24 protein-coding genes are annotated in these 25,406 nt (G+C 57.1%); 9 read left to right on the top strand and 15 right to left on the bottom strand.

Annotation, left to right across the window (positions count from 1 at the left end; genetic code table 11):
• Positions 1–151 precede the first annotated feature (151 nt).
• The gene (locus tag BUA39_RS15485; protein WP_072794131.1) at positions 152–1,126 is read left to right on the top strand and encodes an NAD(P)H-binding protein; all 975 of its coding nucleotides are present in this window, start codon (positions 152–154) and stop codon (positions 1,124–1,126) included.
• Positions 1,127–1,168: 42 nt separating this feature from the next.
• Here BUA39_RS15485 and BUA39_RS15480 read toward each other — a convergent pair whose 3' ends face one another.
• Genes BUA39_RS15480 through BUA39_RS15465 form a run of 4 tightly spaced genes read right to left on the bottom strand, consistent with a single transcriptional unit; the run spans position 1,169 to position 3,786 of the window.
• Positions 1,169–1,831 (bottom strand): MotE family protein, encoded by a 663-nt coding sequence (locus BUA39_RS15480; protein ID WP_072794130.1) that lies wholly within the window; start codon positions 1,829–1,831, stop codon positions 1,169–1,171.
• A gap of 14 nt (positions 1,832–1,845) precedes the next feature.
• Positions 1,846–2,208: a hypothetical protein gene (locus BUA39_RS15475; RefSeq protein WP_072794129.1), complete on the bottom strand. Its 363-nt coding sequence runs from the start codon at positions 2,206–2,208 to the stop codon at positions 1,846–1,848.
• Positions 2,189–3,142 carry a flagellar motor switch protein FliM gene (locus BUA39_RS15470; protein WP_072794128.1) on the bottom strand — a complete coding sequence of 318 codons (954 nt, stop codon included), beginning with the start codon at positions 3,140–3,142 and terminating at the stop codon, positions 2,189–2,191. The genes BUA39_RS15475 and BUA39_RS15470 overlap by 20 nt, the downstream gene beginning before the upstream one ends.
• An 8-nt stretch (positions 3,143–3,150) precedes the next feature.
• Positions 3,151–3,786, bottom strand: a complete 636-nt coding sequence (locus tag BUA39_RS15465) for a flagellar basal body-associated FliL family protein (protein ID WP_072794127.1) — start codon at positions 3,784–3,786, stop codon at positions 3,151–3,153.
• A gap of 148 nt (positions 3,787–3,934) precedes the next feature.
• Here BUA39_RS15465 and fliF point away from each other — a divergent pair, with 148 nt between their 5' ends.
• From fliF to BUA39_RS15440, 5 genes are all read left to right on the top strand, one after another.
• On the top strand, positions 3,935–5,725 hold the full coding sequence (gene fliF, locus BUA39_RS15460; RefSeq protein ID WP_072794126.1) for a flagellar basal-body MS-ring/collar protein FliF: 1,791 nt from the start codon (positions 3,935–3,937) through the stop codon (positions 5,723–5,725).
• Complete coding sequence (locus tag BUA39_RS15455) at positions 5,722–6,384, top strand: FliH/SctL family protein (RefSeq protein ID WP_084605035.1); 663 nt, start codon at positions 5,722–5,724, stop codon at positions 6,382–6,384. Before fliF ends, BUA39_RS15455 begins: the two co-directional genes overlap by 4 nt.
• Positions 6,385–6,387: 3 nt before the next feature.
• The gene (gene fliN, locus BUA39_RS15450; RefSeq protein ID WP_072794124.1) at positions 6,388–6,765 is read left to right on the top strand and encodes a flagellar motor switch protein FliN; all 378 of its coding nucleotides are present in this window, start codon (positions 6,388–6,390) and stop codon (positions 6,763–6,765) included.
• Between the two features lie 7 nt (positions 6,766–6,772).
• Positions 6,773–7,594 (top strand): flagellar type III secretion system pore protein FliP, encoded by an 822-nt coding sequence (gene fliP / locus BUA39_RS15445; RefSeq protein WP_072794123.1) that lies wholly within the window; start codon positions 6,773–6,775, stop codon positions 7,592–7,594.
• Between the two features lie 115 nt (positions 7,595–7,709).
• Positions 7,710–8,732 carry a flagellar motor switch protein FliG gene (locus tag BUA39_RS15440; RefSeq protein WP_072794122.1) on the top strand — a complete coding sequence of 341 codons (1,023 nt, stop codon included), beginning with the start codon at positions 7,710–7,712 and terminating at the stop codon, positions 8,730–8,732.
• Here BUA39_RS15440 and BUA39_RS15435 read toward each other — a convergent pair whose 3' ends face one another.
• The 3 genes from BUA39_RS15435 to BUA39_RS15425 are packed head-to-tail and all read right to left on the bottom strand — an operon-like array spanning position 8,733 to position 10,390.
• Entirely contained in the window at positions 8,733–9,557 is an 825-nt protein-coding gene (locus tag BUA39_RS15435) for a DUF1217 domain-containing protein (RefSeq protein WP_072794121.1), read from the bottom strand.
• Between the two features lie 8 nt (positions 9,558–9,565).
• On the bottom strand, positions 9,566–9,988 hold the full coding sequence (locus BUA39_RS15430) for a flagellar biosynthesis repressor FlbT (RefSeq protein ID WP_072794120.1): 423 nt from the start codon (positions 9,986–9,988) through the stop codon (positions 9,566–9,568).
• Positions 9,989–9,991: 3 nt separating this feature from the next.
• Positions 9,992–10,390 (bottom strand): flagellar biosynthesis regulator FlaF, encoded by a 399-nt coding sequence (locus BUA39_RS15425; RefSeq protein WP_072794119.1) that lies wholly within the window; start codon positions 10,388–10,390, stop codon positions 9,992–9,994.
• Between the two features lie 315 nt (positions 10,391–10,705).
• Between BUA39_RS15425 and BUA39_RS15420 the strand changes: the two genes are divergently transcribed.
• Entirely contained in the window at positions 10,706–11,773 is a 1,068-nt protein-coding gene (locus tag BUA39_RS15420; protein ID WP_072794118.1) for a response regulator, read from the top strand.
• Here the strand turns inward: BUA39_RS15420 and dld are convergent.
• From dld to BUA39_RS15385, 7 genes are all read right to left on the bottom strand, one after another.
• Complete coding sequence (dld, locus tag BUA39_RS15415; RefSeq protein ID WP_072794117.1) at positions 11,770–13,455, bottom strand: D-lactate dehydrogenase; 1,686 nt, start codon at positions 13,453–13,455, stop codon at positions 11,770–11,772. The genes BUA39_RS15420 and dld overlap by 4 nt on opposite strands.
• 168 nt (positions 13,456–13,623) lie before the next feature.
• A complete protein-coding gene (locus BUA39_RS15410; RefSeq protein WP_072794116.1) occupies positions 13,624–15,840 on the bottom strand; it encodes an NADP-dependent isocitrate dehydrogenase in 2,217 nt (738 codons plus the stop codon).
• 199 nt (positions 15,841–16,039) lie between these two features.
• Positions 16,040–16,522: a VOC family protein gene (locus BUA39_RS15405; RefSeq protein ID WP_072794115.1), complete on the bottom strand. Its 483-nt coding sequence runs from the start codon at positions 16,520–16,522 to the stop codon at positions 16,040–16,042.
• Positions 16,523–16,550: 28 nt separating this feature from the next.
• Positions 16,551–16,922: a DUF1428 domain-containing protein gene (locus BUA39_RS15400; protein ID WP_072794114.1), complete on the bottom strand. Its 372-nt coding sequence runs from the start codon at positions 16,920–16,922 to the stop codon at positions 16,551–16,553.
• 64 nt (positions 16,923–16,986) lie between these two features.
• Positions 16,987–18,891: an elongation factor G gene (locus BUA39_RS15395; RefSeq protein ID WP_072794113.1), complete on the bottom strand. Its 1,905-nt coding sequence runs from the start codon at positions 18,889–18,891 to the stop codon at positions 16,987–16,989.
• Between the two features lie 182 nt (positions 18,892–19,073).
• Positions 19,074–20,168, bottom strand: a complete 1,095-nt coding sequence (locus tag BUA39_RS15390) for a helix-turn-helix domain-containing protein (RefSeq protein WP_072794112.1) — start codon at positions 20,166–20,168, stop codon at positions 19,074–19,076.
• Positions 20,169–20,267: 99 nt separating this feature from the next.
• Positions 20,268–21,935 carry a BCCT family transporter gene (locus BUA39_RS15385; RefSeq protein WP_072794111.1) on the bottom strand — a complete coding sequence of 556 codons (1,668 nt, stop codon included), beginning with the start codon at positions 21,933–21,935 and terminating at the stop codon, positions 20,268–20,270.
• A gap of 207 nt (positions 21,936–22,142) precedes the next feature.
• On the opposite strand from BUA39_RS15385, the gene BUA39_RS15380 reads away from it, so the two are divergent.
• Positions 22,143–23,093 carry a LysR family transcriptional regulator gene (locus BUA39_RS15380; protein ID WP_072794110.1) on the top strand — a complete coding sequence of 317 codons (951 nt, stop codon included), beginning with the start codon at positions 22,143–22,145 and terminating at the stop codon, positions 23,091–23,093.
• On the opposite strand, the gene BUA39_RS15375 is transcribed toward BUA39_RS15380, so the two are convergent.
• Positions 23,071–24,069 carry a LacI family DNA-binding transcriptional regulator gene (locus BUA39_RS15375; RefSeq protein ID WP_072794187.1) on the bottom strand — a complete coding sequence of 333 codons (999 nt, stop codon included), beginning with the start codon at positions 24,067–24,069 and terminating at the stop codon, positions 23,071–23,073. The genes BUA39_RS15380 and BUA39_RS15375 overlap by 23 nt on opposite strands.
• A 174-nt stretch (positions 24,070–24,243) precedes the next feature.
• Here BUA39_RS15375 and gap point away from each other — a divergent pair, with 174 nt between their 5' ends.
• Positions 24,244–25,245: a type I glyceraldehyde-3-phosphate dehydrogenase gene (gene gap, locus BUA39_RS15370; RefSeq protein ID WP_072794109.1), complete on the top strand. Its 1,002-nt coding sequence runs from the start codon at positions 24,244–24,246 to the stop codon at positions 25,243–25,245.
• Positions 25,246–25,406 lie beyond the last annotated feature (161 nt).

Genomic DNA, 25,406 nt, shown 5'->3' with positions numbered 1-25,406 from the left:
CTCCCGGGGGGAGGGTCGGGCGTGGCCCGGGCTTGCAGCCCGCGCCTTTTACGCAAGGAAACGGCACTTTATCTGACGCTTTCCTCATCTTTCGCCGCTTGGAGACAGGGCACTCTGCCTTCTGAAATCGCCCTGTCAGAAAGCCTGCCCAATGACCACAAAAACCGTCCTCATTACCTCCGCCACAGGCCGTATTGGCAAAGAACTTGTCGCGCGGCTGGCGCAAAACCCAGATATCAAGGTCCGCGCCTGCTACTTCAGCGAGTCCAAAGCCGACAGCCTAAAAGCGCTTGGCGCGGATGAAGTGGTCAAGTTTGACTTGTCCGACCCCTCCACTTGGGACGCTGCGCTTGAGGACGTGACCGCCGTCTATTCAGCATCACTTGACCCGATGCTCGAAGGCCACCTGAATTTCAGCAAAGAGCTGGGTCGGCGCAAAGACCAGATCAAACACGTCGTGCGCGTTTCCTGCATGGGAGCTGACACCAACACGGCCTCCTATATTGCCGACCAACACGCCTCTCGTGACGGCGCAGCGATCCCGCTGATGCTGCAGCACTACTGGTGGGGCGAAAAGGCACTGATCGACGAAGGGCTGAACGTCACCGCCCTGCGCAACAACTTCTTTATGAACCACCTGCTGAAAACCGATTGCGACACCATTGCCGCCGAAGGCTGGTTCTCCAACCCACTTGGCGACATGCGCAACTCCTTCGTGGCCACCCGCGACATCGCCGAAGCCGCCGCCGTTGTCCTGACAGAAGGCCCCGACCGCCACGCCAATAAATTCTACGACATCACCGGCCCTGCCCCGCAATCGATGGCCGAAATCGCTGCCGATCTGGGGCGAGCTATGGGCAAAGAAATCACCTATCGCCCGCAGTCCATGGTCGATTTCGAAAATGACTTCGGTGCCACCCGCGCGGAGTTCTTTGAATACCTCACCAACGGTTTCTACACCCGCTGCAGCCCAGATTTCTACAATCTGACCGGCCACAAACCGACCAGCTATTACGACTACCTGACCACCAAAGGCGCGTCAGGCGAAACCGGTCTGGAAGAACTGTGGCAGGGCAACCTTTGGAAGAAAGGCGAAGACGCCATGAAAGACGCGGCAAAGCTGTGAGGTAGGGCCAAATGGAAACGGGCGGCCCGCGCCCGTTTCACATCAGTTCAACCGGATGCCAACCAAATCCTGATCGCCCGGCAGCTGGCTACGTTCTAGAATGATCTTGGACACCGCCCGCGCGCGCACCGGGGTCATTTTGGCCATGATCGGTGCCGCGGTGCGCGGGTTCATCGTGCCCAGCACCATGATCGTCACCTCGATGTCCATCTCATCCATGATACCTGCGGCCTCTGCGGGCTTCATGTTCTTATAGAAACTAATTAGGCGTTCCAGATCATCGGTTTGCTGGGCTTCCACCCGCGCCAGAAGGTCCTCGATCGAGGTTTTCAATTCGGTCAGCGCGGCCTTTTCGATGCCCAGCTTTTCCTTTGCCAGCGCCACTTCGGCTTCACGCAAATCCAGGGCGGCGCGTTGCTCGTCCATCAGACGGCGCTCCTTGGCGAGGTTGCGCAAGACCTCCTCTGGGGTCTCACACAGTCCAATCTCATCCCCCAGTCCAACGACAACAGGGGGTGGCGCTTCGGCCGGGACCGGGCCGGTTTCCTCGGGCGCGGCTTCCTCACCCGCGGCGAGCACAATTGGCGCAGTTGGCGGTGGCAGGTCCGCGCCCGATGTCAAATCCGGGAAGGACACCGCGGCCTTCGCAAAGGCCGTGGCCACCAGACCACCGATCAACAATTTGCCAACGAGGAACTTCGCCATGGATTAGGCCTGCCTTATGCTCGGGATTCAGAACGAGAGGTTTCAAAGAAGCGCCGCACCAAGTCTTGCTTGTTCCGGACCACGCGTGCGCCGGGGATTTTCTGAGCGGGCTGGCGACGTGTTGCGAACATCGGTTCATCGTCTTCGAACAGATCTTCCATCGCCGCCTCGGGCTGCTGCGGTTCTTCAAGGTTCAGCTTTAACTGATTCACAGAGTCTTCGGTCTTATCAACCGCCATCGAGAACTCTTTCACCAGCGGCTCCATCTCTTTCAGCGCAGCCATCAAAACCTGCACCTTCCGAGAGACATACCAGCCATAGCCGATGGCCCCAAAGAGCAGGGCGATGATGAATATATCAGTAAGGGTCGCGGCCATTTTCCGTCTCCTCTTCGACTTCGATCTGGCGGGTGATACGGAGCGCCGTATTCCCATTGTTGCGTTTGCCCATCAGGGCTTTGAACATTTCCGTTTCAGCACAGACCACCGTGGCTTCGTGATCGTCTTCGATCCAAAGGTTGATGGTTTCGCCCGGCTTCCAATTCATAACCTGCTGGATCGGCACAGCGACTTCGGTCAGCACCGCCTCAAGCTCCACGTTTGAACGCTCGATCTGGCCAGCAAGCTGTTCTTTCCACGGGTTGCCATCCTCAGACGGTTCACCAAAGTGGATCTTGCCCAGCTTGGGGCGAATGGGTTCCAGCGCGTCATACGGGATGACAACATCCACATTGCCGGTGCGCCCAGCCAGAACCACCGCGATCCGCATGCGCACACAAAGGTTGGCGGGCTGCGTGACAGAAGCAGAGTCGGGGTCGGTCTCAATCCGGTCCAACTCAAGATCGACATCTCCGACCATGGCGAGGCAGCGCCGCAATTCTTGTGCAATTGTATTACCAAGCCGCGCGCCAAATCCCTTTTCGATGCCGGTGAACGTGTCAGAATGCCGCTCGATCTCGCCCTTCGGGTCCCCGCCCAGCATCAATTCCATCGCGGTCAGCGCAAAGGTGGCATCCATCGCGATCAGGATTTCCCCATCAAGGTTCTGCGCTGCAACCACACCCAGTAATGCTGGCAGGTGCAGCGACTCACTGGCCTGCGCCATCGGCAGATAATCCAGTGAATTCAGGGAGGCCTCACACAGTACACCCGTCAAATCGGGGATCACCATAGATATGGAATCCGCAAGACGTTCCCCGATGATGTCGAGCATGGGCAGACGCTCGAACGAGAAATCCGACATGCGGATGATCTCATCGATCACATTGCCGCTCTGGGCCGCAATTTCGTCCTGTGTCATGGTCTGGCTCATCGTCGCCCCTACTGCACGATCAGATCGCTGATCAGAATTTCTTGCGGCAGGTCATTGCCCGCTGCCGCCCGCGCCCGTTTTAACAGTTCCGACTTTACGTTCAGAATGCCCGCCATGCCGCGCACGTCCGCCTCGGTCAGGCTGCGAGCATAGCCATTGAACAGGTCGCGCATGAACGGCTGTCGGCTTTCCATCAGCGCACGCGCGCCGTCATCCGGGCGATAGACCAAGACCACCGTCAGCTTCAGGAAGGCATTGCGCGGCTGGCCCTGCGCATTGACGCTCGTGATATTGGTCAGGATCTCACCAAATTCGAGCATGCCTTCATCAACATCGACAACTTCTTCCTCACCGTCTTTGGCTTTCTCATCGCCTTCCGCATAGGGGTCATCCGACCCTTTGCCGCCACCGGCCTTGGCATAGTCTTCGCCGTCTTCCGGCGGCGCTTCGGTTTCTTCGACGTAGTCCGGTTCGTACTGTTTTGCGTCCTGCTGAAACGCCATTTGCGCTAAGAAAAAGCCGCCGCCCAAAGACGCCAGAGACAACACAACCGCCGCCAGCAAAAGCAATTTGCTGGACTTGCGCTTGGGCGCGTCGGCCCCGCCATCCGGGGAATCGCCAGTGTTTTCTGCGTCTTCGGCCATAGATTTCTCTTAATCCCTCAAGAACTATAATCCAATTTATTCTTAGGAAAAGCAAGTATAGACATGGATATTTACTTGGACTCCAAATATAGATTAGTATATTTTTAACCACAAGAAGAACACTTAATTCGACTCCTTCGGAGGTCACGTGCAGAATCTGATCAAAAACCTGATGGACCTGGGGCAAAAGCGCCTGATGATTCTTGGCGCGGTTGCGGTGGGGATGATCGCCGCGCTGATCCTGGGGTTGTCCGCCGTGACATCGCCGAACTACGCAACGCTGTACAAAAACCTGTCGCCTGCCACCGCCACCTCGGTTGAGGCCACGCTGGCCAACGCAGGGTTTGATGCACGGATGTCTGAAGATGGCCAGTCGGTCATGGTGCCTGCGAACCACTTGGCACGTGCCCGTATGGTGCTTGCAGAAACCGGCCTACCCATCGAAGGCGACCCGGGCTGGGAGCTGTTTGACGAAAACTCTGGCCTTGCGATGAACACCTTCATGCAGCGCGTCAATCGCCTGCGCGCGATGGAAGGCGAATTGGCGCGATCTATCCAAACGCTGGAAGGCGTGCAAAGCGCACGTGTGCATCTTGTTCTGCCCGAACGCGAAGCCTTTTCCCGTGAACGGCCCAACCCACGCGCGTCGGTCATTGTGCGCGCGGTGCCGGGCCGTGCGGTCAGCCGCAAGCAAGCCTCGGCCATCCGCAACCTTGTTGCCTCATCCGTTGCGGAACTTGAATTGGGCCGCGTGACGGTCCTGTCGGCCAGCGGCGAAGTTATCCTTGCCGAGGCGTCGGAAGGTGATGGTCAGGTCACACTGCAAAGCACCAAATCCTCGATCGAGGAGCGCTTGGCGCAAGAAGTTCAAAACATGCTGACCGCCCGCGTTGGCGCCGGCAACGCCCGCGTGCGTGTAAACGTCGAATTGACCAACAGCCGCGAAGTTGTGGTGGAACACAGCTTTAACCCCGATCAGCAGGTTGTGCGGTCAACCAAAAGCGACACCGAAGAACGCCTTGGCAGTGAAAACGCGGGCGGCGGTGTGGGCGTTGAAAACAACATCCCGGCCGCGCTGCAAGACGGCGCAGGTGGGGCCAACAGCACCAGCCAATCGCGCACAGGCGAGACCGTCGAATATGAAATCGGCAACACCCGCCGCGAAGTCATCCGCGAAGCCGGCGAAGTCAAACGCATCTCTGTCGCGGTGCTGGTCAACGGCATCTACAACGTTCAGGACAGCGAAGTCATCTATCAAGAACGCGAGGTGGCCGAGATTGAGCGCCTGACCGAACTGGTGAAAACTGCCGTCGGGTTTGACAGCGCGCGTGGCGATGATGTTTCGGTCGATAGCCTGCGGTTTATGGACTATTCGATGGAAGTCGGCGACCCGATCAGCATGTCCATCGGCGATCAGATCACACAGAACATCGTGTCGATCCTGCAAGGCCTACTGGGCTTGGTCGTGGTTGCTTTAGTGATGATCCTTGGCGTGCGCCCTGCCCTGCGCACCCTACTTGAAAAGCCAAAACCTGCACTCCCCGCTGCTGAAAAAGCCGCCGCTCTGACCGGCCCAGATGGGGAACCCGTGCCCGCCGCCAATGCAAGCTCAGAGCTCCTGCCACCAAATGGCGACCCTGCACGCCCTCAAACAGAGGCCAATGCGCACGCTCTGCCCAAAAACACATCAGACACACAAAAGCCAAAACAGAATCGCGATCCTTTGAAACCGCTTGATCTGGACACCCACGCGCCGGGCATGACCAGCATCTTTGATCTGGATGACGACGACGGCCCGCATGAATACATCGAAACGCTGGGCGTGCGCGGCAACCTGATTAAGGCGCGTGTCGAAGCGATCCAGAGCATGGCGGAAGAAAAACCAGAAGACGTGCTGCGCGTGCTGCGGACCTGGCTCAGAACAGAGGCCGAAGCATGATGGCCCTAACCCTGCGCGATTTTGATGCCGAAAACGACCGCCACGCCAAAGGCGCCGCCAATGCATCGGACGCGCCGCTTTACTCCTTCACCGAAGAGGAACTCGGCAAGTTGATGTCCGAGGCACGCCAACAGGGCGAAGCGCAGGGGCACGCCGAAGGTCTGGCAGAGGGCCGCCGCGAAGCGCAGGCCGAAATTCAGGCGCAAGCTGTCGCCGCCACCCAAGCCCTACGGGACCAACTCGCCGTCTTCGTGTCCCAAGACACCGAACGCCGCGCCGAGTTGGAGCGCGACCTGATCGATATGGTGCTTGAAATCGCCGAACGTGTGGTGCCGGATTTCATCAAGCTGCACTCTGCAGAACAGGTTCAGACTCGTCTGGCAGAGGCGATCAGCAAAGGTGCGCGGCACGCGGAACTTGAAATCCGCGTTTCGCCCGAGACCGAAGCGCTTTTGGCGCAAAACATTGCACAAATCACCCCGCCCGATCAGCCCGTCGCCCCAAAGCTGATGGCGGATACGACGCTCAGGAACGGCGAGGCCAAGATGACTTGGGAAAACGGCCTGATGACCTACAGCCTTGATCGCGTCTGCGATGAGATCCTGAAGGCGCTGCGCCATGCCTCTGAGCAAATGAAACACCAAACCCAAAAGGTCTAAGCCATGTCAGACGAGACCCCTACCCCGGATCAAGACCCCAAAGACCCACAAGACACCGTGTCCTCCGTCGCCCTCGAAGACGGCATGGACGCAGCAACTTTGGAAAAGGCACTCGCCGATGGCAAGGGCCGCAACATCGACGCGCTTTATAACGTCAAACTGGACGTGCGCGTGGTGCTGGGCCGTAGCCGGATGTCCATCTCGGACCTCTTGGACCTGACTCGTGGCTCGGTGATTGAATTGGACCGCAAAGTGGGCGACCCGATTGACATTATGATCAACGACCGCATGGTCGCGCGCGGCGATCTGGTGAAGGTCAACGGCGATTTCATCGGCGTGGCGCTGCGGGAAATCGTCAAAGATTTCATCCCCGGCAACTGACCCAGACATGCCCGTTTCGATGACATTCCTAAGCCGATCCGCCCTGATCGGCCTCGGCCTCGCCATCCTGGCTGGCCCTGCATTGGCGCAAGACGCCGATGTTGGCAGCCTGCTGCGCGATCTGTCATCGACCTTTGGCGACACCGAACCCGGAAGCGATGCAGGCGCAAGCCTCTCTGGCCGCCTGATCCAGATGTTCGCCCTGATCACCGTGCTTTCCGTGGCACCGGGGCTATTGGTTGTGATGACCAGCTTCACCCGCTTTGTGATCGTCTTTTCCATGCTGCGGTCTGCCCTTGGCCTAAACCAGACGCCGCCCAATATGGTCCTGAACGCCATGGCGCTGTTTATGACCTATTTCGTGATGGAGCCGGTTTTTAACGATGCCTATGAATCTGGCCTGCGTCCGCTGATCCAGAACTCCATCACCGAAGAACAGGCTGTCACCGCCATCGCCGACCCCTTCCGCGCGTTTATGTTCGCAAACACCCGCGAGAAAGATATGGCGCTGTTCCGGGATATCGCGGGCGATGCAGACGAAACCGCATCAATCGAAGGCCCCGAAGATGTCTCTTGGCGCGTTCTTGTGCCCAGCTTTATGATCTCGGAATTGCGCCGCGCCTTCACCATTGGCTTTCTACTGTATCTGCCCTTTATCGCGATTGACCTGATCGTGGCTTCGATCTTGATGAGCGCAGGTATGATGATGTTGCCGCCTGTCATCGTCTCCTTGCCGTTCAAAGTGATCTTCTTTGTGCTGATTGATGGCTGGTACATGCTGGCCGGGTCGCTGATGGAGTCCTATCTGCCCTACGCCGGGGGCGGATAGCGGACACAGCGCGCAAACGATTTACTAAATTTTAAAGGTTATTGTTGCATCGCAAGAATAGATTACGTTATTCTTGAACAACTATCCTTGAAACCCCTCCGATCGGGGCAAGACCATGAACCAATTCGCTTCCTTTAGACGTGCAAAGCGCCTGACCGGGCCGGAGAAATCCGCGATCCTGTTTTTGTGCTTGGGCGAGGAACGCGGCAGCGCCTTGATGCAGCAATTGGACAGCGGCGAAATTTCCAAAATCACCCGCGCCATTTCCGCAATGGGAGAGGTTCAGGCCGAGATCGTCGAAGAAGTCATGCGCGAATTCGGGCAGAAGATTTCAAGTTACGGCGGGATCACCGGCTCTGTCGAAGCGGCACGCGGCTTGCTTAAGGGCTTCTTGCCAGAGGACCGCGTTGACGAGATCTTAAAAGAGATCGAAGGTTCCAACACCGGCGATCTTTGGAAAGACCTTTCGCTGCTCGATGAAAAGATGCTGGCCGATCACCTGCGCAAGGAACACAACCAGACGGTCGCCGTCATCCTGTCACGCATCACGCCCGACGCGGTTGCCAAGGTCCTGCCACTGCTCGGCGAAGAACGCTCCATCGACTTGGTGGAACGCATGGTCAATATGGAAGCCCTGCCGACAGAGGCGATCCGTGCCATCGAAGAAAGCCTGCGCCATGAGGTTTTGGCCAAAGCCGGTCAGAACGCCGAGGCAGAGGCAGAGAAACAGTTGGTGAAAGTCTTTAACAAGCTGGATTCCAAACTGTTTGGCACGCTCTCTCGCGGTCTGGAAGAAAAGATGCCCGATAAGCTACGGGCCATAAAACAGAAGATGTTTGTCTTTGATGACCTCGTTCAACTGCACGCCAGCGCGCTGGCGAAAGTCATGCGCGAAGTCTCTGGCAACAACCTCCCGCTGGCCCTGCGCGGTGCCGAAAAAGAAGTGCGTGAACATTTCCTAAAATCGCTACCGGCTCGGTCGCGTGACATGCTGGTGGATGAGATGAAAGCCATGGGCGCTGTCAAATCCCGCGATGTGAAAGCCGCGCAATCTGAGATGGTAGAGGTCGCGCTGCGTCTTGCGGCATCCGGCGATATTGAACTGCCTGAAAACGATGACGACGATATGATCGAATGATCAGCGGTAGATCGCTGAACTTTGGAAGTTGATCGGCGGGATATCGATGGTGATCGGCACAAATTGCCCACCAAAAGAAGAACTTAGCAAGGAAACCGCCACACTGTTGGTCGTAAACTGCGGCGGGTTCAGCACATCGGAAATCGCCACGTATTTGGTGATCAGACCCTGAACAACCTCGGGGTCTTTCAGCTTCTCGATATCAAAGCGTTCTTCAAAAATACGCTCTTGCTGCTCAAGCTCCAGCGCGGCCATCTCTTTCGGCAGGCCAAGCGCCGTCCGAAAGAATTCACCCATTTCCTTGTCCTTCAGGACATCAAGCCACTTGTCGATCTCGCCGACTTTTTCACGCAGCTCCAACACCGTGCCGACCGTGTTGTTCTGTTCTGCGTTCTCATTGCGAAAAACGGTGTTGAAGTAATTATCAACGATGCTTTCTTGCCAGGCCACATTGGAAAAATCTGGCGTCTGCGGGCCGGCCTCTGTGGTAAAGCCAAGCGCATCATGCAGATCTCTCAGGTTGGCATTGGTCAGACGATTTACCAGCGATTCATCATCGCTTGGATCGCTTTCCAGAACCTTTCGGATCATCGCCTTGCCAAAGATCTGATCCTCCAGATCAAAGGCGCGCATCACAAAGGAATAGACTTCGAAATCCTGCACAAATTCTTCGGGCGTGGTGATCGACGCGATGCGTTCACGAAACGCATCTGCCGTCCGTTCATGCACGGCTTCGTTGCGCAGGGTGTCGATCTGACGGTCCCGCGTCGCATCAATCAGGTTCAGCGCAAGCTGACTGCCCAGTCCGGTGATGCTGAGAACCATGTCGCCCCCTACTCCGCCGCCGTCGTTTCGGCGTCTTTGCTCTGGAGCATTTCCAGCAGGCGGGCTTCGTATTTGATCAGCGGCCGTAAAGCGCGCATGGCTTTATAGAAGTCGCGGCCAGACACGTGGTTGGCGGCTTCAAAAATATGGCCGCCAATTTCTTCGTGGAAGATCGGGACCAGCTTCGCCAGGTCTTTCTGAATGACCGGCACCAGTTCATCGCGAATATCAGGGCGCAGCAAACAGGACTGAATAAAGTAATAGACGTTCTTAACTGGCGTCCCCGCCTCGGATTCGTCCAACAAATCAACGCCGCGCACAATGTCGGCATGATTTTCAATGGTGAGCAGCTGCCGCCGGTCCGCATTGCGGATCACGCAGCCATTCACCACGATTTTTTCGTTTGGTTTCAGAGTCAGACGTAGCGCCAAGCTCTACTCCATCACGTGCATCGGATTGCCTTCCAGGCCCCGCAGGATGCTGCGGTTGATATCCAGAAGGGGGCGCACTTTCTGTTCGCCTTTCAGCACACCCTGAGTATGAGAATCCACCCAAAGTGCCAGAGAAATCAACCCTGCTTTTAAATCTGGTGCCAAAGCGTTGCCCGGATCAGCAAGGTCATTGCGCAATGCCATCCAAACACGCTGATTGTACCAGAGGGTCTCTCTGAGACCATCTGCCAACAAAGTCAGCTTGTCCAAAGACTCTTCGGCCTGATCAAACGCCAGTGATTTTGACTCCAGTTCCGCGGTCACGGTTGACAGGACGCGCCTCTCAATCTGCCGCGGTGACTCCGTTTCGGAGATTGTCCGCTTATACGCAGCTATGCTCATGTCTAGTTTCTTTCGAACTATTGTTTTTTCTGCCTCACAAGAACTAGAGTATCGAATTGAGGTTAAAGCAGGATTAATCCTTTAGGTGATTTTGTCAATTTTCAACTCAATTCTAGGTTTTGTTTCAGAATTGAAACCAAACTGTTGCTCTACCCATAGGTTATTGGCCCCTTTTTGACCTTAATTCGCCCCTTTCCTGCCAAACTCCCTGAATATTTAACTTTTTTGACGCCCTATGCCTTGCGAGGGCCGCCTTGGTGCAGAAGCACAGTATTTGAACACTCGTTTCGGTTGCAGCCGGAGAGGAAGCCAGACATGCGTATTTTGGCCGTTGATGACGATCAAGACATCCGTGACCTGCTGTCTACCGCGATCTCCGCAGAGACAGACCACAAGGTTTGGACGGCTGAAACCGGCAAGGATGCTTTGGATATTATAAAGACAGCGCGCCAGCCTTTTGATTGCTTCTTGCTGGATATCCAAATGCCCGAGATGGACGGTATCGAACTTTGTTCAGCGCTGCGCGGCATGTCGGAATACAGCCAGACCCCAATTCTGATGCTGACCGCGATGCAGCAGAAAAAGTTCGTCGACCGCGCCTTCAAAGCAGGCGCCACGGATTACATTTCCAAACCCTTTGAATTTCTGGAACTGTTCAGCCGTCTGAATGTGGCCGAACAGATCGTCGAGGCCCGCGAACGCACAGCGCGCCGCAAAGCCGAATTGCTAGCTTTGAAGGATGACCTCGCACGCAGCTACGAACACAGCCTGTCTGAACCCGTCGAAATCCTCGGCGTTGAACGCATCGTGGGCTATGTTTCGTTTGAAAATTACCTGCTGCAGCTGTCGCGCATGAAAATGCTGACGACCAGCGTGTTTGCCCTAAAAATCCTGAACGTCGAAAAGGTGTTCCGCAATCTGTCGCGCTCGGCATTCCGGACACTACTGTCGGACATTGCGCAGTTGCTTGGACAGACCTATTCGGCGGAAAGCGACCTGATCACCTATCGCGGCAACGGTGTGTTCGCTTGCGCCACCAGCAGCCGCCGCAGCTTCTCTCAGTTTGAACTGGAGAAAGCCCTTAATAAGAAGATCCGCGACCTAGCGGCGACCCGTATGGCAGGGGTCACAGTGCAGATCTGTTCCGGGGAACCCGTCTCTCTCATCTCTCTCACGCGGGCCGGAACGTTGTCGAGTCTTCAGAATGCTGTCTCCCGCGCAGAAGCCCGGGCAGACAGCTATTCTGAAATCCTTCATATGTCCTCGCGTCTTGTGAACAAGACCGCGCGGGCGCAAGGGATGCAGCGTGAGCGTCAGGCGTATCAAAGCCTGCTCAACGATGCGATCCAGGAAAAAGACCTGCTGAAAACCTCGCAGCTTTAAGCCACTTCTCCATAGTGTTTGTCCCGGCTCATCTTGCCGATGCCCGGATTCAAACTATTGGTCGGATCGCAGCACTTATAATGCGCAGCAAGGTCCGGTTTGGCCGCATAAAGATGCCCGACATTATGTTCCGCCGGATACTCCGCCCCGCGTTGATCCAGCAGCTTTAACATCTCAGCCTTCAAAGCCTTGGGATCGACGCCTTTTTTCACAATGTAGTCCTGATGCAGCACATGGCACATGAAATGACCGTAATAAAGCCGGTGTGAAATCTTGTCGGCAATCTCGGGCGGCAGTTCCTCGGACCAGTCTCGATCATTCCGGCGCAGCGCCACATCCAGCGCAAGGATGTCTTCGACCTCAGAGGCATGAATGGCCATATAGCGCACCGCCGCCCCGGCCGCTGCGAAGCGATGCAGGCCCGCCAGTTTCGCCTCGCGATCATCACAGGCAAAAAAGTCGCCGTCGCGATCGGCAAAGAGATCAGAGAGGTAGCTTTCAGCCTCAGCAATACCCCCGTCCCGCATTTTCAGGATCAGGTGGTGCTGGTAGCGATCCCGGGACTGCATCATGCGCTTGGGCAAAACCCGTGGTGTGATCCGCGCCAAAAGCTGCATGCAGCGATCGGTCAGCGTCCCCAAACCGACCTTCCGCAGCCGCGCATCCATCGCGCCTTTCAAGGCAAAGAAGGTCGGCAGCCGGTCCGTCCCCAGCCAGTCGATCATCATCACCGTGTCTTTGCCGTAGCGTTCCGAGATATCAAATACCTCGCGTTCCATATATTCAGCGGACACGGGTAGCGTCTCAAATGCGCTAAGGATATGACGGCGCAATTCGGTCAGGTCATCGACCGCATTGGTGCCGATATAGAATGTCTTCTGGGCGGGCGGCTTTTCATAGGTATCCAGCCGCACGGCAAAGACCGCGAGCTTCCCGGCACAGCCCGCGCTTTCGTACAGCCGCCGTTTATCGGCATTAAAGCGGGCGGGAGTCTCGGCATCCACCTGCCGCACCTCGCTGGCGTAATCCGTCGATGAGGCCTTGCGGTTGCCCATATCCGGCGTGCTGTCGTAGTCGCCGCTTTCAAGCCGCGTCAGCATCTCTTCGGGTGTGTCCCCCAGATCGATCCCTAGATGGTTCACCAGGTGCAGCTGCCCATCCGCATCAATCTGCGCATACATCGACAGTTCGGTGTAACTCGGGCCCCGCTCGACCAGCGATCCGCCAGAGTTATTACAGACCCCACCAACTATTGACGCGCCGATGCAGGACGACCCAATGACCGAATGCGGTTCGCGCCCCAAGGGGGCCAGCAGCTTCTCCAACGCAAAAAGGGTCGAGCCGGGAAAGGACAAGACCTGCGCGCCGCCATGCAGCAGTGCCAACTTGTCCATGCGGCGGGTGTTGATCAGCACCACGTCGCGGCCATAAGACCCTTTTGGTGTGGACCCTTCGGTCAGCCCGGTATTGGCCGCCTGTAAGATCACGATCTTATCTGCCGCCACGCAGGCCTCCAGCACGCGCCACAACTCCAGTAACGTCCCGGGCTGCACCACACACAGCGCCTCACCCTCCCCAGAGCGAAACCCGCGCCGGAACCGTTCCGTTGCCCGCGCCCCGGTCAGAACATGTTTCTTACCGACATGTTCCCGAAACGCCTTAATCAGATCAGCATTTTGCATCTGCGCACCACGTGAAATTGGTATAACTTTTTTACCAATACATGCATTTCGCGATACCAATCAAGACGCGAAAGGTCGCATACCCAGTCTTACGGAGGGCGCCTTCCAACAAAAAAGCGCCCCATGTTCGCACATGGAGCGCCCTGCATTGTTCATGTTGAAACCGGCTTAGCCGATGATCTCGTTCAAGGTCGCGGATGGGCGCATCACGGCTGCGGTCTTGGCTGGATCGGTTTTGAAGTACCCGCCCAGATCAACCGGCTTGCCTTGCACCGCCACCAGCTCGGCCACGATCTTGGCTTCATTGGCCGCCAGCGCCTCGGCGATGGGTTCGAAGTGGGTTGCCAGCTCCGCATCCTCGGTCTGGCGCGCCAGCGCCTCGGCCCAGTAGCGCGCAAACCAGTAGTGGCTGTCGCGGTTGTCAGGCTCACCAACTTTACGGGATGGCGACTTGTTGTTGTCCAGGATGCCCTGCGTCGCTTCCTCGGCAGCGCGGCCCAGAATGCCCGCTTTCGCATTGCCTTGGCTATCCGCAAGGAAGTTCAGGCTTTCACCCAGTGCACAGAATTCACCCATGGAGTCCCACCGCAGGTGGTTTTCTTCCATCAGCTGCTGAACGTGTTTCGGCGCAGAACCACCGGCACCGGTTTCAAACAGACCGCCGCCGTTCATCAGCTTCACAATCGACAGCATTTTGGCCGAGGTGCCCAGTTCCAGAATTGGGAACAGGTCGGTCAGATAGTCGCGCAGCACGTTACCGGTAATGGCGATGCTGTCTTTGCCAGAGGTGATGGTTTTCAGGGTCTGCGCCGTCGCTTCACGTGGGGCCATGATCTGGAATTTATCAGCCACGCCCGCCGCCTCAAGCGCCGGTGTGACATAGGCAATCAGCTGCGCGTCATGGGCGCGGTTTGCGTCCAGCCAGAAGATCGCTTCAGAGCCGGTCAGACGCTGACGATCCATCGCCAGTTCGATCCAGTTCTCAATCGGTGCTTTCTTCGCGGTGCAGGACCGCCAGATATCACCCGCCTCAACGCTGTGGCTGTGCAGGGTCTCGCCATTGGCCAGAACAATGCGGATCACACCGTCTGCCTGTGCTTCGAAAGTGGTGGGGTGAGAGCCGTATTCCTCGGCCTTTTGCGCCATCAGGCCCACGTTGGCCACAGCGCCCGCGGTGGTCACATCCAGCGCGCCGTTTTCTTTGAAGAAGTTGATGGTTTCGTCATAGACGGTGGAATAGCAGCGGTCCGGGATCACGCAGTTGGTGTCGCCCTTGGTGCCGTTTTCATCCCAGCCCTTGCCGCCGGCGCGGATCACCGCAGGCATCGAGGCATCGATGATCACATCGGATGGCACGTGCAGGTTGGTGATGCCTTTGTCGCTGTCGACCATATACATCGACGGACGGTCCAGCGCTGCGATCTCTGCTTTGATCTCTGCCGCGTTGGCCATCGTGTCAATCGCCGCCAGAACGTCACCCAGACCGGCATTCGGAGACCCACCGGCCGCTTTGATCGCGTCACCGTATGTGTCCCAAACTGGGCCCAACCATGCCTTGACTGCGTGACCAAAGATAATCGGGTCAGAGACCTTCATCATGGTCGCCTTCATGTGCAGGCTGAACATGGTGCCATCGGCTTTGGTGTCTTCAATCGCCTCTGCAAGGAAGGCAGCCAGCGATTTCGCAGACATGAATGTCGCGTCCGCCACGGTGCCCTCTGCCAAAGGCCATGCCTCTTTCAAAACAGTGACCGCGCCATCTGCGCCCACAAATTCGATCTTCGCATCACCCGCCTGCGCCGCAGTGATGGTTGCAGAAACCTCGTTGGCGTAAAAGTCATCGGCTGGCATAGAGCTGACTTTGGTTTTGCTGTCAGCGGACCAGGTGCCCATGGAATGCGGGTTGTTCTGCGCGTAGTTTTTCACAGCTTTCGCCGCGCGACGGTCAGAGTTGCCCTCGCGCAGGACCGGGTTCACGGCAGACCCCTTGATGCTGTCATAACGCGCGCGGATGGCTTTTTCTTCGTCGCTTGCGGGTGCTTCCGGGTAGTCTGGCAGCGCATAGCCTTTGGCTTGCAGTTCTTTGATCGCAGCCACCAACTGCGGCACAGAAGCAGAGATGTTTGGCAGTTTGATCACATTGGCCTCTGGTGTTTTCACCAGCACACCCAAAGCCGCCAGATCATCTGACTGGCGTTGTTCTTCGGTCAGCACCTCTGGGAAGGTCGAAATGATGCGGCCTGCCAAGGAAATGTCCTTGGTGCCAACGTCCAGATCAGCCGCCGCCGCAAAGGCGCGCACGATCGGCAAAAGAGACGCGGAGGCCAACTCCGGCGCTTCGTCTACAATTGTATACAATACGTCTGGTTTCGATGTGTCGGTCATGAAATTTTCGCCTTTCACCGTTCCTGGATGGGTTTGCGAAGCTTGGCATCTTTGCCAGATTCGCACGTTCTGGGGTCTTTTAGCCCCTCAACCTTGCGTCAAGCTGTCGCCGCAAGGGCACAAAGGGACTCGATTGCCGCCCTTTTAGATCAGGTCGCCGCAGCAATCAATGCGCACTTCGCACCTGCGGCAATGAAGGTCAGTCGCCTCGATGTGCGGCTTCGATGGCGGCAATGTCGATCTTGCCCATTTCCAGCATCGCATCAAAGGCCCGCTTGGCTTCCTCCCCACCCGCAGCCATAGCATCGTTCAAGGCTTGCGGCGTGATTTGCCAAGAAACGCCCCACTTGTCTTTGCACCAGCCACAGACACTTTCTTGGCCGCCATTTTGAACAATGGCCTCCCAATAGTGATCTGTTTCCTGCTGATCTTTGGTGATGACCTGAAAGGAAAAGGCTTCGCCGTGCTGAAAATGCGCCCCACCATTGACGCCAATGCAGGGGATACCCAGCACCGTGAATTCCACGGTCAGCACATCGCCTGCCTTGCCCGACGGATAATCGCTTGGCGCGGTCTGAACGGTTTCAACAAAACTGTCAGGGAAAAGGCCCGCATAAAACCGCGCCGCCGCTTCGGCGTCCTTGTTCAGCATCAAGCAAATGCGCCCCTTCGGCATGCCCATTCCCCGCGTTGAATGTCAGCCTAGCGCGCTAGGTGTTTGGCATCGTGCCGCATTGCAGCATCGGCGCAAAGCCTCCATAAATCATGCGCTTGCCGTCAAAAGGCATTACCATCAAGGTATTTTGAATCTCTCCTTCCTCTCCCAGTTTTGCCCAGCCCGCATCACGGGTTTCCTTGTCAGGCCAAACCGTCCAGGCAAATACGACGGTTTCATCGTCTTTGGCTTTTACGGACATTGAAAAAGAGGTCACTTCGCCCTCGGGCACATCATCTCCCCAGCACTCCCACATGGCCACCGCGCCGTTCTGCTGAAAGATAGGCCAGATTTTTTGTGCATATTTCTTGTAGGCGTCCTTCTGGTCATTCGGGACCGCCGCGATAAATCCATCAATATAAGACATGTTCCAAGTCGCTCCTTTATTAAAACTAATGACGGTCGTTTCGTTTGTTTGGGCGCAGGCCCAACTATGCGAAAACCGCGCCCCTTTCGTAGACTTCAGTGTAATGATCGAACTTTGTATCAAACCACCCTGTCCCGCGCGCAGCAGAGGCCAAAGCATTATGCAACTCGTCCTGCGCCGCCATCGGCAAAAGCGCCTCAAAGACATCCCAGCCTGCCGCGAACTCATGCGCTTCAAAGCCAAGGATTTGCCCCTTCAACCCGGTGACGACCGGAACCAAACTGCCTGAAATCACCGAAGGCACGTGAATGCGCACCTTCATAATCGGTTGCAAAACAACCGTCCCGGCCTCGACAACAGCGGCGCGCACCGCCGCTTTCCCGGCCATGCGGAAGGCAAAATCTGAACTGTCGACGGCATGGTGTTTGCCGTCCTGCAAAGTGACCGCAACGTCGACCACCGGGTAGCCATTGGGTCCGACTTCCAGCGCCTCAATCGCACCGGCTTGGACAGAGGGAATGTAGGTTTTGGGCACGGTGCCGCCCTTGACGGTGTCATCAAATTCAAAGCCCGCGCCCCGCGATCGGGGCTGGAGCCGGATCTGCACATCCGCGAACTGCCCGGCACCACCGGATTGCTTGCGATGTCGGTGGGAGAAATTGACCTGCCGCAGCACAGTTTCGCGCAGCGCGGGCGGCACAGGAGACTCATCAACTGCAATGCCAAAGAGGTCTTTCAACGCGCCTTGAAGTCTCTTCATATGCAAAGGGCCCTGTGCCGCAAGCACTGCGTTGCCGCTGCTGGCATCAACCTCAACCCGCATGGCCGGGTCGATCTCTTGCAGCCGCTCAAGCGCCCCTGACAGCCGCGCCTCATCGCGTTCATGGGTCGGGGCAATCACCCGGCGATACCGTGGCGTATGAGCGTCGGCCCACCCGGGCAAGACCAAGCGCGTGTCTTTTGAATAGCTAAAGCCCAAGGCCAATTGATCGGATTTCACCGCCAGGCCCAAACCACCCTCGGGCACCTGATCCCCGCCCCCGGCCAAATCTGTCAGCCCACCTAGCGTCTCGCCACCCACCTTGCTGCCAACGGCAAGCGGCCCCGCCAAGGCGCGCAGCAGGACTGCCTTGCCCAGATGTTTCACCTGATCCGCCAATACGCCAACCGCCACGGCTTGTTCGCCTTTAGAAAGCCGCGCGCGGGCAACAGAAACCGCCGGCGCTTCGTGGCGCAAAGATTTCATCAGCCGCAAAACCCCGTTGCCGTGTTCCGCCGCGCCCAGCAACGTGGGCACAAGATCATGGTGCTGTAGGGTCTGGGTAGCAATCTCGTAAATATCATCGGGCAAGGGCTGCTTGTCTTCGATCAGCTGCTCCAACAACGCGTCGTCAAAATCCGCGAGTGTCTCCAGCAACTCTGTGCGAGCCTCGGCCTCGCGATCCAGCGCCTCGGGCGGGATTTCCGCCAAAGCAGACCGCTGCCCTTCTTGATAGCGCCACGCACGTTCAGAGATCAGATCAACCGCGCCAACAATTTCACCACTCTCCCGCAGCGGCACCTGCCGCAAAACGATGTGGTGATTGCAATAGGTCTGCAGGGCCGCGGCGATCTCGCTGATCCGGCTTTGTGCCGCATCCACCTTATTGACGAAGATGATGCTGGGGACATCTGACTCTTCTAACAGGCGCATATAAGGTGCAACGAGATCCGCCGCGTCTGCATCTGCCGACACGCAGAGGACAGCAGCATCCGCTGCGGCCACCGTGGGACCTGCGTGCGACAGATTCTCGGTGCCGCCATCCATGTCGATGACGGCCCAATCTTCATTCAAAAAACAAAAAGGGGTGGCTGTGCCCACCCCCGCAACAGTCATTGGCTTTCCGGCTGGCCCCTCTAGTGACGCCAATGCCTTTGCCAGGGTGGTTTTCCCCGATTGTGACGGCCCGATAATCGTAACGACGCGCATTCTTGTCCCTCCCCAGCGGTTTGACCCGCCCGAATGGAACCATGCGCTTGCCCGCGTCTACGCCCTGCCTCTGAGATCAACGACCAATCCTGCGCGGCCTATCGCGTCGCGTTGGCGGAGAGTCGTCTTAAGTCAATTGTTGGACAGGAATCCCCATCCGTCAAGTCACCTGCAAAGCAGGCCTAAAGCAGCGCCGTCCAAAACCGATAGCGTTGTTGGCCCGTGACCTCCCTAAGCAACCCGCGCTCTTCAAAGAGTTTCAGGTTGCGCCGCGCCGACATCGGCGCGCAATTGGCCAGCCGCGCCGCCAGTTCTGCCGAGAACACTGGAAAGCGCAGGGCGGTCTCAACCAAACTGGGCGGGGTGCGTCCCGACAGGTCCGCTGTCGCCTCCTTTGCCCGCGCGCGCCAAGTCAGCAAACGTTCAACTTCCAACAGGGCGGCCAAGGCCCCTTGTTCGGCCGCGCGGTAGAAGGACCGCACCGCATCTTCGGGCGTTGAGGCACGCATGTGTAACGCCGCCATGCCTTCGGGCATCGGCAGAAACGGCGCCTGCCCCCCTGCCCCGATCAACACTGCCGCCGCCATCGGCTCCAGCGCTTCATCGGGCGCGGTGATCTGCATCCTTCGCCACAGAAACAGCCCGCAGGCTGCACGGGTCAAAGGGTGCAAGCCGCCCATCGGCTGCATCAGCCGCACCCAGTCCTCGCCCGCGTGATCCAATTCTTCGCCCAAAGCGCGATCATCATTGGGCAGCTCTTGCATCTGCGCCACTTTCTGGCGTCCTAAAAAGGCGCGCAGCCCGTCGTCCATCGGCTGGCCATGGCGCATGCCAATCAAACGCCGCACCGCCCAAGAGGCGCGTTCCAGATCGCGGGTTTCTTCTTGGGAGCTGATCCGAAGCGCCCGAAAAAGCGCGATCTGTTCCGGCTTCACCCAAACCCCCTCGCTGCGCAGAATGGCCGCGACGCTTTGCAGGGCAATCCGTTCCACCACATCCGAGGGCAAAGCCGCCAGCCGTGCGCCATAGCGCGCCACGGCCTCAGCGGCGGCAACCAGCGCTTTGTACTCGGCACGCTCTGCGCGGTCCCAATCGGTGACTGCGGGCGGCGGTTTCTGGCGGGCAAAAATCAGGGGGCTTTCACCGGGGGCAAAATCCTCGGGCGGTCCGGGCAGAAACCACAGGTCTTCCTCGGGGGTTTCTTCGGCATCATAAACAGACGGCGGCAGAACGCCGTCGTCATAATCGTCGTCTTTATTATTCGGATCAGACCCCATGGCACAAACCTAGGCCAGTTCCGCCAAAACTCGAAATCATTTCCCCACAAAAAAACCGGGCGCAGAACGCCCGGCTTTCATACTTTGCTTTGGGTCAGCTTATTCCGCCGGAGCGCCGACGCTTTCAGGTGCAGTGGACGCAACGCCCGCCTGTTCCCGTTTGCCGTCGTTCCAAATGGCTTTGACCAGTGCGAAACATTGCAACACCATCACAACCGAGAACGGGAAGGCCCCGATCACCATCGCGGTGGTAATGGCCTTGTGACCGCCCGCAATCAGCAGCGCTGCCACAACCGCACCCAGGGCAATACCCCAGAAGTAGATATGTGGACGTGCTTTCGGGCCTTCGTCACCTGCCGCGTTGATGGTGTTCACGATCAGAACCGCAGAGTCAGCCGTTGTGACCAGATAGGTCATCAGCAGGACAACGATGATCACAGACATGATCCAGCTTAGCGCATCGCTCAGCATGAATTGGATCATCGCAAAGATCTTGTCGCCGTCCGGTGCACCGGCGATGCTACCGTTTGCGCCGCCGTTCAGTTCCAGATCGATGGCCGTACCACCGGCCCATGTGAACCAAACGAAACACATGATGGAAGGAACGATCATCGCGCCAAGAACGAACTCACGGATGGTGCGACCTTTGGAGATACGTGCCAAGAAAAGGCCCACGAATGGCGCAAAGGCCACCCACCATGCCCAGTAGAACACAGACCACGCACCCTGCCAGCCTTCCAGCTTGGTTGCGACAGAGCCTTCAACACCATCAGTGCGCCAGACGCGGAACAACAGGTCAGGCAGTGCGATGATGTAGTCCCAGATGCCGACAACCAGCGCCTGCAGACCAAAGAAGGTCGAGCCGAACAGCAGGAAGAAGGACAGTAGGAAGATCGACAGACCCATGTTCAGGTTGGACAGCCACTTGATGCCTTTACCAACACCAGACAGCGCCGACGCAGTGGACGCTGCCATGATCGCAAGGATCGCAACCACGATACCAATCGTGTTCGCCGTGCCTGCTTCGTTTGTCAGACCGCCAACGCCGATCCGGGTCAGACCCGCAACGAACTGCTCCACACCAAAGCCCAGCGTTTGCGCCACACCCAGAATGGTTGCAACAACCGCAACGATGTCGATCACGTGACCCAGAGGGCCAGACAGAGCTTTACCGAACAACGGAGTCAGCGACGACCGCATGGTCAGTGGCAGACCACGACGGTAGCAGAAGTATGCCAGCGCCAGACCGGCAATCGCGTAACATGCCCAAGCGCCAAAGCCCCAGTGCAGGAAGGACCATTTGTAAGCGTTGCGGATGTTTTCGGCGGACGACCCTTCGACCATACCCTGGATGACTTCAGGGTTGTTGCCGAAGTGATACATCGGTTCTGCAACAGCCCAGGTCAGCATGCCGACACCGATACCGGCACCAAACATCATCGAGAACCAGCTGAAGTTCGAGAACTCTGGCCGATCTCCTTCGACACCCAATCTCAACCGTCCGGCAGCAGGCCAAAGGGCGAGGACGATACAAAGGATCACGAATAGAGCGACGATCCAGATGTACCAATAGGCGGTGTTTGCCAAGATGAACCCGTTGATCGTGTTCAAGATCCGACCAGCAGACTCTGGGAACACGACGGCCCAGATCACAAGCGTGGCAATGATGATCTTGGAAATCACCGCAACGTTTTTACTGAACCCGGCATAGAATCCGCTATCTGCGGTTTCAATGTGCAGGTCCATTAATGGGGGTTTAATAGACATAGATACCTCACTGTCATTTTGTTTCGGACCAGCATTCAATCGCCCCGACCTCCCCAGGCCCGCGATATGTCGTTGACTCAGCCAACGTCGATGTTGTTAAGGCGTCCGAAACCTCAAGAGACGTTGGTCCCTTGATTTTACTTGCTGTTTCAAGTTTGATAATTAACAACATTCCCTCCATTGGTTTCACACCAAGGAAACCTAGAATTGGTCAAACGCGCAGTTTTATCGTCTCTAAGCGACATCGACATACGTTTATTGCGTATATTTCTGACCGTCACTGAATGCGGTGGCTTTGCGGCTTCAGAGCTTGAACTGAACATTGGCCGCTCCACGATCTCCAAACATATCGCCGATCTGGAAACGCGAATCGGCCTTATTTTGTGTAATCGTGGCCCTGCCGGCTTCTCTTTGACCGAGGAAGGTGAGCAAGTTATTGCCGCCACGCGCCGCCTCTTGTCGCGCATCGATGAATTTCAAAACGAGATCGACAATGTGCATGCCACGCTGACGGGCACCCTGCGCATTGGCATCTTTGATCAATCCTCAACCAACCCCGCGGCCAAGATACATCATGCCATTCAATTGTTTGACAACCGCGCACCAGAAGTTGATCTGGAGATTGTGCTAGAACGGCCAAGCGCCTTGGAGTCCCGCATCGTGCTCGGCTCTCTAGAAACGGCAATTGTGCCAATGTACAAACTGGCGCCCTCTTTCAACTATCTGCCGCTCTATTCCGAACAGATGACGCTCTATTGCGGAGAGACCCACCCGCTTTATGGCAGCGATCCGTCTACCTGTGCAAAGTCGCTGAACCTCGGCCAGTACAAATACGCGGGCTACGGCTTCAACTCGCCAAACATGATCGCAGGGCGTGGTCTGGGCCTCACGCGTGCTGCTCGCGTCAAAGAAGAAGAGGCGCTCTCGTTGCTAATCCAGTCAGGCCGCTACATCGGCTATCTGGCAGATCATGTTGCCGAAACATTTCTGAAAACGGGCAAGGTCTGGGCAATTTCGCCGAAGGACACGCGCTATAGTACCGACTACGGCGCGATCACCCGCAAACAATTGCGGCCTGACCGCAAAACGGAAGTTTTCCTGAAATGCCTGCAAGAGGCGCATGGGACAGACAGCGCTAAAGGCTCTCTCCTAGCGTGATCTGCGGCTGCATCTGTTCGGTGACCCAAGGTACATCTTCGCAGGGACCCGCAAGGATGATCTCTGCCGCGCGCACTCCAATCTCGCGGCGACAGGCATCTGTCGTTGCAAGCCGCAAAGGCAGCCCTTCAAGGATCTGCAGATTGTTGAAGCCCGCCAAAGCAATGTCTTTGGGTGGCGTCAGCCCGGCTGCCAGACAATGCATATAACCACCAACACTCATCACATCGCTGGAATAATAAAGACACTCCAAATCCGGCGAGCGCGACAGCACTTGTTCGGTCAGCTGTCGACCACGTTGAATAGAGGAATCTCCCGGAAATTTCTCGGCGTCATGCAAAGACAGCCCCGCCTCGGCAAGGCCCATCTCAAACCCTTCAAGCCGTTTCATCGCGCGGAAATCCTGTGGCATCTTGGTGCCGATAAAGCCAATCTTGCGAAACCCACGGTCGACAATAACCCGCGCCATCTCGCGCCCGGCATCCAAATGCGAGATCCCGACACAATGCCCAACGGGCGTCCCATCGGTATCCATCACCTCTACCACCGGGCAATGGGCATTGCGCAGCATATTGCGGGTGGTTTCCGTGTGCTCCAGCCCCGCAACCACCAAACCCGAAGGCCGCCAGCTGAGCATTTCGCGGATGACGCTTTCTTCTTCCTCAAGGTCATAGCCCGAGACCCCAACCACCGGTTTCAAATCACTGTCGCGCAGCACTGAAGAAATGCCCGAGAGGACCTCTGGGAAGACATAGCTGTTCAAAGAGGGCACAACGACGGCCACCAGATTGACCGATTGCGAGGACAAAGACCCGGCAATGCGGTTGGGCACATAACCGATGGACCGCGCCGCCGCCTCAACCCTCTGGCGGGTTTTTTCGGACACGTCGGGTGCCCCCCGCAGGGCGCGGCTGGCGGTCATTTCACTGACACCCACCAGTTCCGCCACATCTTTCAAATTCAACCGCTTCGTCATGCGCGCATCGTCAATGACCCGCCTCCCAACTGCAAGCACCATTCTCTCTGCCACTGGAAATAACATGCGCGCGGGATAGAGACTTGCATTTTTACGTCGTTATCGATAACGGTTGCGCCAACGTTACCGCTAACAATTTGACTGGCGGCAAGAAACAAGATCGGAGACATCGGGATGACCCTGAATATCGCAATCAACGGATTTGGCCGCATTGGCCGCAACGTGCTGCGCGCCATCGTGGAGCAAGGTGTCGAGGACGTAAAAGTCGTCGCTATCAACGATTTGGCCCCAGCCGAAACGCTGGCACACCTGCTGAAATTCGACTCTGTTCATGGCCGTTTGAATGCCGACGTGCAGGTAGATGGCGACGACATGGTTGTGAACGGCCAAAAGATCAAACTGACCGCGATTCGGAACCCCGAAGAGCTGCCATGGGACGGCGTCGACATCGCGTATGAATGCACCGGCATCTTCACCACCCGTGACGGCGCGGCGAAACACCTGAAAAACGGTTCCAAGCGCGTGCTGATCTCTGCCCCTGGCAAAGAGGTCGACCGCACCGTTGTCTTCGGCGTGAACGACAAAGACCTGACCGCAGACGATGTGATCGTTTCCAACGCATCTTGCACCACCAACTGCTTGGCACCCGTTGCCAAAGTTCTGGATGACACCTTCGGCATCAAAACCGGCTACATGACCACGATCCACGCCTACACAGGCGATCAGCCAACCCACGACGCTGCGCACAAAGACCTCTACCGTGCCCGCGCCGCCGCGCTGTCGATGATCCCAACCTCCACCGGCGCCGCCCGCGCGATCTCCGAAGTGCTGCCACATCTGAAAGGCCGCTTGGAAGGGTCTGCCATTCGCGTGCCAACCGCAAACGTCTCTTTGGTTGACCTGTCGTTCGTGCCAGAAAAACCAGCAACCGTTGAAGCGATCAATGCAGCGATCAAAGAAGCCGCAGAAGGCCCGATGAAAGGCGTCCTCGGCTACGAAGAGCGCCCGCTGGTCTCCATCGACTTCAACCACGATGCGCATTCGTCGACCTTCGCGGCCCCACAAACATCCGTGACCTCCGAAGGTCTGGTGCGTGTGGTCAGCTGGTATGACAACGAATGGGGCTTCTCCTGCCGCATGGTCAACACCGGCCGCGCCATGGGTACGCTTCTGTAAGAACCTTCAAAACGTTTGCCGACGAAGCCCGCGAGACTGTCTTGCGGGCTTTTTGCATACAAATTAGACACCGACCCGTTTCAGACGCGGAAAACACATAAATCGTCGGTCGTCGCATTTCCTTTCGTGAAATTTTTCCTATTTTTTTCACAGCGACAGAA

Source organism: Cognatishimia maritima, from assembly GCF_900129685.1.
Lineage (GTDB): Bacteria > Pseudomonadota > Alphaproteobacteria > Rhodobacterales > Rhodobacteraceae > Cognatishimia > Cognatishimia maritima.
This window is presented reverse-complemented; position numbering and strand designations above follow the sequence as displayed.

Coding starts and splice junctions, on each gene's coding strand:
- BUA39_RS15485 (WP_072794131.1), top strand. CDS start 152: ATGACCACAAAAACCGTCCTCATTACCTCCGCCACAGGCCGTATTGGC.
- BUA39_RS15480 (WP_072794130.1), bottom strand. CDS start 1,831: ATGGCGAAGTTCCTCGTTGGCAAATTGTTGATCGGTGGTCTGGTGGCC.
- BUA39_RS15475 (WP_072794129.1), bottom strand. CDS start 2,208: ATGGCCGCGACCCTTACTGATATATTCATCATCGCCCTGCTCTTTGGG.
- BUA39_RS15470 (WP_072794128.1), bottom strand. CDS start 3,142: ATGAGCCAGACCATGACACAGGACGAAATTGCGGCCCAGAGCGGCAAT.
- BUA39_RS15465 (WP_072794127.1), bottom strand. CDS start 3,786: ATGGCCGAAGACGCAGAAAACACTGGCGATTCCCCGGATGGCGGGGCC.
- BUA39_RS15455 (WP_084605035.1), top strand. CDS start 5,722: ATGATGGCCCTAACCCTGCGCGATTTTGATGCCGAAAACGACCGCCAC.
- fliN (WP_072794124.1), top strand. CDS start 6,388: ATGTCAGACGAGACCCCTACCCCGGATCAAGACCCCAAAGACCCACAA.
- fliP (WP_072794123.1), top strand. CDS start 6,773: ATGCCCGTTTCGATGACATTCCTAAGCCGATCCGCCCTGATCGGCCTC.
- BUA39_RS15440 (WP_072794122.1), top strand. CDS start 7,710: ATGAACCAATTCGCTTCCTTTAGACGTGCAAAGCGCCTGACCGGGCCG.
- BUA39_RS15435 (WP_072794121.1), bottom strand. CDS start 9,557: ATGGTTCTCAGCATCACCGGACTGGGCAGTCAGCTTGCGCTGAACCTG.
- BUA39_RS15425 (WP_072794119.1), bottom strand. CDS start 10,390: ATGAGCATAGCTGCGTATAAGCGGACAATCTCCGAAACGGAGTCACCG.
- BUA39_RS15420 (WP_072794118.1), top strand. CDS start 10,706: ATGCGTATTTTGGCCGTTGATGACGATCAAGACATCCGTGACCTGCTG.
- dld (WP_072794117.1), bottom strand. CDS start 13,455: ATGCAAAATGCTGATCTGATTAAGGCGTTTCGGGAACATGTCGGTAAG.
- BUA39_RS15410 (WP_072794116.1), bottom strand. CDS start 15,840: ATGACCGACACATCGAAACCAGACGTATTGTATACAATTGTAGACGAA.
- BUA39_RS15405 (WP_072794115.1), bottom strand. CDS start 16,522: ATGGGCATGCCGAAGGGGCGCATTTGCTTGATGCTGAACAAGGACGCC.
- BUA39_RS15400 (WP_072794114.1), bottom strand. CDS start 16,922: ATGTCTTATATTGATGGATTTATCGCGGCGGTCCCGAATGACCAGAAG.
- BUA39_RS15395 (WP_072794113.1), bottom strand. CDS start 18,891: ATGCGCGTCGTTACGATTATCGGGCCGTCACAATCGGGGAAAACCACC.
- BUA39_RS15390 (WP_072794112.1), bottom strand. CDS start 20,168: ATGGGGTCTGATCCGAATAATAAAGACGACGATTATGACGACGGCGTT.
- BUA39_RS15385 (WP_072794111.1), bottom strand. CDS start 21,935: ATGTCTATTAAACCCCCATTAATGGACCTGCACATTGAAACCGCAGAT.
- BUA39_RS15375 (WP_072794187.1), bottom strand. CDS start 24,069: ATGACGAAGCGGTTGAATTTGAAAGATGTGGCGGAACTGGTGGGTGTC.
- gap (WP_072794109.1), top strand. CDS start 24,244: ATGACCCTGAATATCGCAATCAACGGATTTGGCCGCATTGGCCGCAAC.